The following is a 12805-nucleotide window of genomic DNA, read 5'->3' as shown; positions in this document are numbered from 1 at the left end:
ACGTTGTCCCAAATTAAAGTAGGGCCCGTAGGTAAGATTGACCGTTCAACGACGACAGTTAGAAGTATGCAGCTCGGATGGATCACGTGGCGAGTTGATTGATAACCATGGCGTATTGCCAACAACACACTTTCAGAATTTTAAAACAATTAGAACGTATGATGAACTCTACCTCAAGGGTGGGCCGAATGGCTCGCCTATTCCAGTTTAACCTGCTGGCATTCGTGCTAGCGGTTGCGGCGGGCTTCGGCTCCCCGGATCTCGCAGCCCAGGGCTGCGTAATCACCAACTCGATGACCTTCGGCGGCCAGATTACTATGGGTGTTGATATCGAAGGAACGGACGATCCGTGTGCAGCGGCCGCCGATGGTGTTGATGAGTACAGCGTCTACAGTGCTAGTGGCATGATCGACCTTGCCAATGCCAGTCTGAGTGTTACCGTTGACCCCGCCTTTACTTCAATGCAAGGCAACTCTTTTGAGATCGTTCGCGCCGCGGGTGGTCTTACGGGTACGTTTGCCGAAGGAAATTCAGTGGTCGGTTCTGACGGTGTTACCTACGGAATTGCCTACGGAAATACCTCTGCAACGCTGACTCGTTCACCAATCTTTATTACGGATGACGTGGTAGGGGTATGTGAAGGTGACAACGCTATCATGGTCACGTTGAGCAATTTCCCGCTCCTTACTACGAGCGCAAACTACAATGTTGGTTTGGTCATCGAACCAGCGGTAGGCGCGCCAGCAGGTACTGCCTCATTCGCTATTGTGACCGTCCCCGCAGGCCAAACAACCGTTACGGCAAGCTTCAACGAGCCCGGTGTTGGTACGCAACCCGATTACGAAGGTGGCACCATCATGATCAACAATGTCTCTCCCGCTGGTGGTGGGGCTTCTTTGTTTGTTGACGCAGCTGATGTTGCAACGATTGATGTGCGCGAACTCCCAACTGGAACTATCGCCCTTGCTAACGCAACGGCTGACGGTGAGATTTGCCCGGGAGATATTGCGGAGGTGCAATTCACCGCGACTACCGGAACCGGCCCCTTCACCGTTGTATTGACGGTAGATGACGCCCAGGCAACCGACCAGGTAATTACGTTCAACAATGTTGGTCTTAGCCAAATCTTATCCCTACAGGAAGGAACCCGCGTCGTGGGTTCAAGTGATTTTCTTGGCGATATCCTGAGCTTGGAATTGACTTCAATTACTGACGCTAATGGCACTCCCGGTTTAGTTACGTGTAGCAGCAGCGGCGTTCAGATGACGCTGACCGGTACGGTGATGGACCCGGTTGTAGATGCTACGGACAACGAAGACCCAGAGCTAGTCGCCGGAACCTGTCCACCCGACGTGATGATTTGTCAGGGTGACGCGATTCCTAATTACACTGCTCCTACCTACACGGATAATTGTACCGCAGTGTTGGACCTTACTGTTGTTCAGTCACCAGCGATGCTGACCTCAATGAATGCAGGAACGACCACGGTAACCTTTACCGCGACCGACCTCGACGGTAATACGAACATGGCTTGTACGTTCGACCTGACCGTGACCGATGACCCTGACTTCATCATCTCTTCAGACGCGCAGGATCTCAATATGAGCGCCGATTGTTCTAGCAGCGCCTTCAATGGCCAGCAGTACACGGTTTGTTCTGATGAGGAATTTGACGTGATCATCGATACTAACGGTGATGCTGCCAATACTACGTACGAGATCACCTCGATCACTTACAGTACGCTGTTCACAGGTGCTACGCCCGCTTACGCCATCACGGCGAACGGTGAGTTTGATACGCAGCCAACCATTACAGCCTCTGACTCGGATCTGTCTTTCACTGGTTCTTTCACCAATGAAGCTCCCTCCGGCACAACGGCTAACCCGCAGATCGTTACCATTACGATCACCGGTACTGTAGTGGACGCTAATAATGCCAACACTACTTGTACGACTACCCAGACGATTTGCTTCGCGCTCCGTCCGGAAATCAGCGTTACTGCTATTTCTGACGCCGCAACTATCGATGGTGGTGATGCTTGTGACGGCACTACTTTGATGGACGTTACGGCTACTCTTAGTTCAGCCACTGCTGGCGGCAGCTCCGCTAACTACACTTTTGCAGTGACTAATGCTGGAGGTTCTAACGTTATGATTAATGACGGTACGGGCCCCGCTACTACGGTTAGTGGTTCTACAACGGTCATCGACAACAATGTGGCTGGTGCTAATATGGCTAACTTGGGTGACTTCACGTTCACCAACGATGGTACGGCTCCTGCCGACGTGACGCTGACTGTAGTCGGTGTTTACACTGCCCAAGGAACCGTGACGGACGCGAATGGTATGACCACCACTACCGTCTTCATGAACAACTGTGAAGGAACGGCGACGACCTACACCTTCACCGTACAGCCTGACGTGACCTTCAACGGTACGGTTACGGTTGGTAACGAAGCTCCGGTTGCAGTTGACCAAATGACTACCACCAACAGCTTTACGGTTTGTGATGGTATGGATAACCTGAACGCTACCTTCGACTTCGACAACAGCGCTGCCGTAACGGGTGCGCTCTTCAACGTTGATTTCAATGCAAGCGTAAACCTAGCTACGCCATCCGACGATGACGGCCTGACCCTAGCTCAGCTGAATACCTTCTTCACTGACGCCGACTTCTCCCTGACGAGCACCGCTACTGACGGCTCAACGCAAGTCGTTGTGACGCCATTCATCGATGTAAATGGTAATGGTGTATTCGACGCTACGACTGATTGCGAAGAGACTCCCATCGTTTTCACAGTGCTTATCGAAGCTCCAATCGCCGCCACGGCAACCCCCGCTACCCAGACCATTTGTAGTGGAAGCACTGCCGCCATTACGGTTGCGCTCAGCCCAACTACCTCCGCTCCGGCAGGCAGCCCATCCTACAACTACAGCGCGCTGGCCACTCCAGCAACCGTTGATGTAACTGGCGCTGAGGGAACTAGCGTACCGAACGGTACCAATATTTCCGAGACGCTCGTCAACACCGGTGATGAGGACGTCACTGTTGTCTTTACTATCGTTCCTTACACCTTCGGCCCTAACGGCGTCGATGATGCAGGTGCTGGTGATGACTGTGTGGGTACTCCAGTGACGGCTAACGTCATTGTTGAGCCAGTACCCAGCACTAACCTTACGGCTGCTGATTTGGCCCAGACCGTTTGTAACGATGACGCATCAGGTTTGGTCTTTACTACGGGTGTAACTCCGAGTGCTGATAACATCGTCGAATTTGAAGTGATTGGAATTACTAGCAGCAATCCTGCTACGACCGGAACCACGATGATGGTGAGTACTGTAACAACCAATCCAACCCAAATCGAGGCAGGTACGGCTTCGACCGAAACCTTCAGTAACACTGGAACTACGGTTGAAACGGTGACCGTCGAATTCCAGGCCGCTATTGCCAATATGGATGGTACGAACGAACGTTGTGTCGACGCTACGCAGAACTTCACCGTAGTATACACGGTGTCTCCAACGCCAATGGGTAACCTAAGCGCCGCTTCGGAAACCATCTGTAGTGGTGATTCTCCCGTTGGAACGTTCACGGCTACGACACCAAGCACGTTCTTCACCGTGGTGACTACCACCGACCCAGGCGTTACGCGCACTGGTACCGACCCAGTGAATCCGGTTGCTTCTGGAATGCAGGTTTCCGGCGAGAGCTTTACGAACACCAATACGACGCCAGCTAACGTAACCTTCACGGTTACGCCAGTATCTGCTGGCCCTAACGGTGACGTAAATACGCCTCTAAACTGTACTGGCGCTGCTCAGACGTTTACCGTTACGGTAGAGCCTGAAATTGTAACTGACCCCACTGCTGCAACGATTACCCGCTGTTTCGACAACGGACCAATCAACTTTACCCTCCAGCAGATTATGGGTACAGCCTCAAACCTGAACAACGTTGACTTCGTACTGACGTCATTCACTTTAGGTGGTGCTACCGTTGGTACACAAACTGGTAATGATCCCGCGGACGCAGTCACGAATATGACCCGTTTCCCCGCAGATGGTGCAACACTAGTACCGTTTGATATCGTCAACACGACTACTGCGAATACGACTTCTACTTTCACGTTCACACCAGGCTTCGCCGGAACGAATTGTACAGGAGATGATTTTGTACTTACGGTAATTACCGAACCAGAGCCTACCGTTGTCTTGAACGATGTAGATAATGATGGTAATCCTGGTATCGAAGAAGTTTGCCCTGGTACCGTTCCAGTAACCACGGTTGACGTCACGTCCCCCGATGGAGGTCGCTTCCTCGTAAGCAGTGTAGTCGACCAAGGAGCTACCGGCTCAGCAATTACGGGTATTTCTACCGCCCCTTACCTCCGTATGGATGGTGATGAGATTGAGACTGGCACTATTGAAAACATGGGTAGCCGTACCGGCACCGTAGTTTACACCATTCAACCATTCAGCAATGGCCCTAATGGAGTTGACGATGGTGGTACTGGTGATGATTGTTTGGGCACACCCGTGACGTACACCATAGTTGTACCAGCAGAGCCCGTACTTGCCACTAACCTGGATACAGATATCTGTAGTGGTGCTGAAACTGGTGTCATCCTAGATGAAACCGCAGTTGATAATGAGGTTACCTACTCTACAACTGAACCACTAGTATTTTCTACTTCACCTCCTGCCTTCACGCTGGCTACCCCTATGGACCCAGAGATCGGCGGGACGGGTGTTATTTCTGGTACTATCAACGGTATCAATGGTAACAACTCACCAATTTCAATTTTCGCCGATGGTAACCTCCTTGGGTCCGTCAGTGGAACGGGACTCTTTGGTTGTGGCCCACAGCAGTTTAGCTTCCCAGTCAGCAGTACGCTGCTTGCGGATATCACTGCCGATGATGAGGTAGTATTCACTTACAGCCTAGGCTTACCGGGTACTCAAGGTTTTTTCTGTGCTAACGAGATCGAGGTAATCTTCACGTATGACGTTGATGACTCCTTTGACGTTGCTGCTACTTTGCCAACAGGTTTGACTTCAGTTGGCTTCCCTTCTACTGGCACGATGCTACCTATTGATGCCATTGCAATGGATACCTTCCGCAATGAAACGGCCAATGATATTGACGTCGTTTATACCGTTACTCCCCGGAATGGTAACTGTCTTGGCGACCCCGTTGATGTAACCGTAACCGTTCGGCCAGAACCAGCGGGTGCCGATGGCACTGATGCAATTTGCTCAGGTGAAGCACTTGATTTTGACCTGAATGGCCAAGTGTCTAACACTGGTGGCGACCTTAATGGTGTCACATACACTTACGAGATTACGCGCATCAATGGTAGCGTATCGGAAGTATCGGTAGGTGACACTGGTTCTGATATGAATGGTAGTCTGGAAGAGGCTTCTCTTACCAATACCTCCTTCACTTCACCCGCCGTAATCACCTACACAGTGACACCTACGGGTGGTAATGGTTGTGAAGGTGATCCTTTCGACGTTGTCGTCACTGTCAACAGCAAGCCTTTCGCTGGTATCAGCAATGGTGGCAATAGTGACATCTGTGAAGGCAGCTCACGCACGCTTACCTCGCTTGCCTTCGGTGGTACGCCCGGTTACACGTACAGCTTCTCCATAACCGGTGCGGATATGACTGATGGTGTGACGCTAACGCCCGCCAGCGACCCAAGCGCTACTGAGGTGTTTGTACCAATTGGATTCCCCCGGACAACCGTTACCGTAACGTTGACGGTCACGGATGCCGCTGGGTGTTCTAGTGAAGCAACTACGATCCTCGACGTACGCGAAACGCCCGAATTCGCTACCGGCGAACCATTTGATCTTGATGCCTGTGAAGGCACACAGGGAAGTGGCACGGCAGTCTTCGACCTGAACAATGCCCTCGACCAGACTTCCGGTTCGGTTGCATTCTACACAACCTTTAGCGACGCCAATGCTGGTGTTGGTGGAGAGATCACGAATGCCGGCTCTTACTCCGCTACTGACGACGAAGAGATCTTCGTTCGCCTTAGCAACGGTAACTGCTTTGCCGTAGCGAGTTTCACACTTAACGTCTTCCCGCTACCAACCGTCGTTCTTGACCCCATCAACGATGTTTGTAGCGACGACGCTGCGATAACATTCACGACCAACCAGACGGGTGGTACGACCGCCTTCACCATTGCACCCGCGGCAGCGCAATCTGCAATCACGGACAACGGCGATGGAACGGCATCCTTCAACCCTGCAGGTATCATGCCTGGTGCTTACACCGTGACCTTCACGTTCACGGACGGTAACACCTGTGCTAACAGCGCCAGCCAGATCTTCAACGTACTGGAAGCGCCGACTGCTGCGATTACTACCACTGACCCCACCACCACGTGTGCTGGTGACATGGTTACGCTGAACGCTAGTGGTAGCGGCACCTACAGCTGGAGCACTGGCGAAACCACGCCAAGCATCACGGTTGCCCCGACGACGACTACTACTTACAGCGTAACGGTAACTTCTACCAATGGCTGTGATGACGTAGCCACGCAGACCATTACGGTTAACCCCGTACCGGTTGTGACTATTACCGCGCCCGCTGACGGTTCGGAATTCTGTAGCACGGACGGTGTCGTAACACTGGCCGGAACTACTTCCGCTGGTACCGGTGTCTTCACCGATGCTTCTGGCGCCACGATCACCGAGTTTGATCCAGGTGCCGGTAACGGTACGTTCGTGATCACTTACACGGTGACCGATGGTAACGGTTGTACGACCGTTGAAACCTCTACGGTAACCGTAGACGACGCTCCCGAAGCCGGTGAGCCAATGGCTGACTTCGAGGCTACCGATGATGACATCGACTACTGCCTCAGCACTTCCCCCATTGATCTGGCTACTCTCCTGATGGGAGCCGACCAGGGTGGAACATTTACGATTGATTCTGACCCAAGTGGCCAGGCACAGATCATCACGAACAGCACGCTGGACGTGAGCAACGTACAGACGACTGCTCAGCAGATCGAGATCGTCGTTCGTTACACGGTGGATCCCATCGGCAACTGCCCAGGAGATTTTGCACTGATTTATATCAACTTTGAAGCGGTACCATTCGCTGGTACCCAGCCGGGACTTGCTTACCTCTGTGAGGACTACGGCGAATTCGGTCTGGATATCTTGCTCCAAGATGCTACCCCCGGTGGTACCTGGAGCCTGGTTTCCAACAATGTTGGTATTACCCTGATTGGTGACGACATGGATAGCATCGATACACGTGACGTCGTCTTCCTTTTCCAAGGGCAGACTGTTCCCGAAAGCCGTACCGTACAGTTCCGTTACACCGTTCAGCCTGACAGCCCGAACTGTGACCCTGACTTCGTTGACGCATTCCTGCAGATCAACCTCGCTCCTACCATCACCCGCGCTGATGCGGACGTAGTGAACGACCAGATCTGCTACAGCGATAATCAAATTGTACTGAGTGGTACTGTTGCCGGTAGTGCTTCTACAGGTAGCTGGGCCGTAGTGGATGGTGATGGTCTCCTGACCAACCAACCCGCGCAGTTTGTAAACGGTGACTCACTGTTTACCGCATTCTACACGCCAGCTGTTTCTGATCGTAGCGACAGCGTTCGCTTTGAGTTTGTAACGAACGATCCCGACGGACCACTGCAGACGAACACGCTTGGCTTCCCATTCGAAGCTGGCCCGTGTGAGCCAGAGCGTGACACCGTTGCGGTACTCGTATTTGGTGAGCCGGTAGTATTCGCTACCCCCGGTAACGATACGATCTGTAATGGTACCATGCCGCTGACCGTACTTTCTGATACGACTACGCCGCAGCCCATTTTCTACAATGTATCTGCTGTTGCCTCTGACGTACGTGTTGTAGACTTTACGCCCAACCAGATTCGTCTGGTAGACGGCGACGTACTCGAGCCCAACGCCATTACCAACCTCTCTCGTTTCCCACAGACGGTTACCTACACCATCACTCCATTTGACGATGGACCGGATGAGACGCCGAACACTGGAGATGAGTGTATTGGTTTGCCACTTACCGTTGTCGTCACGGTTGAGCCACAACCACAGATCAGTGCCTTCGTAACCATCGATGGTGAACTGCAGGGTGGTATTGGAACGACGCTCCAGCCCATCACTTCGGATACTTACGAAGTATGTAATGGAACTACTCAGAAAATCCGCTTAGATGAATTTGCTACCACGGGTACCACGCCGATCTACGTTCGCGTAGTGACGAATGACCCCGACGGCATCTTCAATGGCACTCCGAACACCAGCACTACCTTCTTGCCTTTAGCAGCAGCACAGGCACTGTATGGTTCTTTCGCCAGCCCACTAATCAACACGACCAACGATATCGCAATCGGAAGCCTCAGCTTCACGAGCTACATCGAAACGGACGTAATGAATGCAGGTCTGGACATGGACGAATGTTCCAGCCAGGAAATCACCGTGGTCTTCCGCGTTGATCCCGTTCCGACCGTAGACGGTACCGTTAACGGTATGGCTGTTGATGCTGACGCCAACAACGACATGACCTTCGTCGTGTGTGACGAGGACGACAACGTTGACTTCGTAATTACCAACAGCAACTCCGATCCTGACTCAACGCTGCTTCAGGTGATGATCGAAGCTAGTAACCTTCAGATCGTACCTGGTGACCCAACTCCGGATAACGTAAGTGAAACCCTTACCGTTACCAATGCTGGTGCACTGCTCGCTACGATCAATGACTGGAGACTGATCGATGCTACGACCAACGGTACTGCTACCGTAACCGTAGTGTCTTCCTTCGACCGGAATAACTCCGGTACCGTCGACGCTGAAGAGTGTTTTGCCGATACGATCCGCTTTACGGTGGACGTCAATCCTACACCAGTAGCCGTAGCCGTTTCTAACCTGATAGTATGTGCGGGTGATATGGTCCCCGCACAAGCGTTGGGAACCAACATCACTTCGACTACTGGCACGATCACTTACGATTACTCCGTAAGTGGCGGCGCGATTGGTCTAGCTGACGCGATGGGTGCAACTGAAGTAGCGGCATTTACTGCTGTGAACACTGCTTCCATCCCCGTTACCAGTACGGTTACCGTTACGCCGATCTTCACTCAGGATGGTGTTTCCTGCGCAGGTGATCCGATCACTTACGACATCACGGTTAACCCTGTACCCGTCGTGGACGGTATGGTAAACGGCACCGCATTCAGCGCTGCTGCTAATCCTACTACCATTCAGGTATGTGACACGGATGATAATGTGATGTTTGGCGCCTTTAACACGAACACTGCAGCTGGTGGCACCCTGCTCGCCATCCAAACCATCAGTACGAATGTTACTGGCGGAGTTGGTAATACTATAGTTCTAGCTTCAGGCGCGCAAGCCGCAATGAATGCTGCCGATGATTACCGCCTCGTTGATAACACGACGAACGGCACGGTACAGATCCTGATCACCCCATTCTTCGATGCTAATAGCAGTGGATCAATTGATCCAGGAGAGTGTGAAGGCGAAACGGCCATGATCATGATTGACGTCATCAGCACACCTGCTGTCGCTGACATTACCGACGTGGCTTGTTCAGACAACGCGATCGGTACGCTCTTGCCCACTATGGATGCCAACGGACTGATGTTGGATAACGTGACCATTACGAGCTCTGCTGCTGCAGGTCTTGTTGGTACGCCAACTTCCGGTACCTTCTCCAGTGGTAGCATTGAGATGGCAATTGCCGCTGATGTCTTCACCAACTCTACGGGAGGTGATCTTGACGTAACCTACACGGTTTCTCCCGCCACCGTAGACTGCCCAGGTGATAATTTCACCGTAACGGTAACGATCACCTCTGAGCCTATCCTGAGCGCAATGCTTGATACTACGGTATGTAGTGATGCGCCGCTTGGCCAGACCCTTGAGGTAGCTGCTGGTAGCTCTGCTGCTAACATGTTCCGCATCGTTGACATCGTTCGCTCCACCAACGTCACTGCCGCCGCAGGTAACACTGCTGCTGGTGACATGGTAATGGCCGACGGTATTGAAGACGATTCCTTCAACAACGTATCCACTTCGGCGGGTACGGTTACTTACGAGATCGTTCCAGTTGGCGCGTGCGACGGTGACGCTGTAGTGGTGACCTTCACCATCAACCCCGAGCCAATCGTTACGACGATGGACGCGACGGTATGTAGCGAGGACGCTAGCGGCCTCATGATTATGACCGACGCAACTGCAGGTGCTGCAGTTAGCTACGACATCACCGTTGATGTCCCAGCCGACCTCACGCCGCGCTCGACCAACTTTGCTGATGGTAACACCAGCGATCTAATGGCGATTGCAAACGATGCGTTCAACAACGTATCCGGATCTGATCAATTGGTTGTTTACTCTATCGTGCCACTGACGGCTGATGGATGTGCCGGCGACACTGCTGAGGTGACTCTTACGGTCGGTAGCCAGCCAGATGCTCCTGATGCTACGATCTTCGCCTGTTCCGGTGAAGAGTTCGAGTTCGACATCCAGGAATACCTGGACGACAGCGGTAATGGCGTAGGTTCCAGCTTCGAGTTTACTTTTGAGAACATTGGCAACTTCAACCTCGTGAACAACGAAGATGGAGACATCAATGGCACTCAGACTTACGTATCCGGGCAGACGTACACGGACGCAGTAATCAACACTACGTTCTTTAATGCCTTCACGGTGACGAACCGCGCGGTATTCACCATTACGCCTACGGCCACTCAGGCCGGCCAGACGTGCGGTGGAAATAGCTTCACGGTAACCGTCGTAGTTAACCCACGCGTTGAAGCTGCTTCGATTGACGTTGGTGGATCTACCGACGTATGTTCTGGTGATTCCAAAGTCCTGCAGGGTAGTGGTAGCAACGGACAGGCTCCGTACGACTACAACTGGTCAATTGCTTCCATGGACCAATCGGTTACCATGGCTTCCGTAACGGAGCGTTCCGCTAACGGTGGACAGATTGCGGACTTCACGGCTACCGGCTTCGGTGAGGTAGTGGTTGAGTACTTCATAGTTGACGCCAACGGCTGTACGAGCGATCCTCAGCAGACCACGCTTACGGTTCTTGAAACGCCGAACCCAGTCACGATTGCGGGGCCAGCTTCCGTATGTGCAGGTTCTACCAGCGAGACCTTCAGCGTTGCGCCACAGGCGGGCATCACTTTCAACTGGTCCATTAACCAGGGTGGTGTGATTGTTCAGGGACAGGGTACCAATGAGATCACGGTGAACTTTGCGGCAGCAGCTGCGGGTGTAACCAGCACGATCAGCGTTGTTGCCGGTTCTGGTGACTGTGCGGTATCTGCTTCACTTGACGTAGTAACTGAAGAAGTCAATCCCGACTTTGAATTTGAAGTTAACGAGGAAACCGTAACCTTCACCAATACTAGCCTAGGAACTAGCGCATTGACGTACGCTTGGGACTTTGGAGATAACACCGGTACTTCAACCGATGCAAATCCTGTCTACACGTACATGATGGACGGCGTCTACGAAGTGTGTCTCACAGCTACAGCTGGAGGCTGTTCCGAGACTACTTGCCAAATCGTTACGGTATCCGAGTGTGATGTTGTTGCTCTTACGAACGGTCTCAACCTGATCTCTACGGACGTTGATCCTACGATCAACCTCTTCGATACGATCTTCGAGAATCTGATCGCAACACAGGATCTTGGCTTCATTCAGACGCGTGGATTGAACGGACAGGTATTGACTTACAGCCCGTTCTTCCCGAGCAGTTTGAACCAGATCAATGGCTTTGAGCCAGGCCGTGGATACTTTGTATTCACCAGCCGTGGTGACAATGTCGAGGTCTGTGGTACGCCACTCGACCCCGCTATCCGTCCTGCACTGATTGCCGGTGTGAACCTGGTGGGTTACATCCCACAGGCCAGCACTACGCCTCAGGATTTCTTCGACGAATTACTGCCTAGTAACCTTCAGCTTGCTCGGGGTTACGAAGGTGGAAACTTCACCCTCTTCAACCCATTCTTCCCAGCTAGCCTTAACACGCTGACGACGATCGAGAATGGCAAGGGTTACGAAGTATCCGTAGCGAATGCAGTTAATGCCGGTGAATGGTTGTCACCAAACGGTATGCCCGTTTCACGTGACGCTACGCTGGCGACTTCTACCTACATGGTAGTGGCTGCTCGCACTGACCTTGATGAGTCCTGGGTAGGCCGTGAGGCACTCGTGACTGACGCTGACGGAAACGTCTTCGCCTTCATGGATGTCATCGAAGGTGGTTACTTGATGACCACCCCGATCTACAAGAATGAGTTGAACGTTACCCTCGAGGACGGCGTAGAACTCTTCGTAGAGCTTGGTGATAAGCGCGTACCGATGAACGTTACCTGGACGGGTGACCAGAGCGTGGTACTGGCTGACGTAAACTTCAGCCTTACCAGCACGCAGGTTACCGAGTCTGATAACCTAATCGACCTGACCATCGCGCCGAATCCGTTCCGCGACTTCACCAAAGTGAACATTTCACTAGAGGAAGCTGCTACAGTTAGTATCACACTGACTGACGTTACCGGCCGTACGATTGTAGAAGTTACTAAAGAGCAGCAGTTGCTCAGCGGTGACCACGCAATCCAGATTGACGGACGTACGCTACCATCCGGTACGTACTTCATTAACGTGAACGTCGACGGACTTCCGCTCTTCCAGGAGCAGATCATCCGGACGCACTAACACTTGACTGCAAGCGGAGGGGCGGAGAATAATCCCCGCCCCTCCAATTGCATAAA

General features: G+C 52.5%; 1 protein-coding gene. It reads left to right on the top strand.

Features of this window, described 5'->3' with window-relative positions:
* Positions 1-188: 188 nt before the first annotated feature.
* A complete protein-coding gene (locus A3850_RS15270; protein ID WP_068218353.1) occupies positions 189-12749 on the top strand; it encodes a PKD-like domain-containing protein in 12561 nt (4186 codons plus the stop codon).
* Positions 12750-12805: the final 56 nt, after the last annotated feature.

The sequence above is a fragment of the Lewinella sp. 4G2 genome (assembly GCF_001625015.1).
Taxonomy (GTDB): domain Bacteria; phylum Bacteroidota; class Bacteroidia; order Chitinophagales; family Saprospiraceae; genus Neolewinella.
The sequence above is the reverse complement of the archived record's forward strand: the minus strand, read 5'-3'. Positions and strand labels throughout refer to the sequence as shown.

Coding starts and splice junctions, on each gene's coding strand:
- A3850_RS15270 (WP_068218353.1), top strand. CDS start 189: ATGGCTCGCCTATTCCAGTTTAACCTGCTGGCATTCGTGCTAGCGGTT.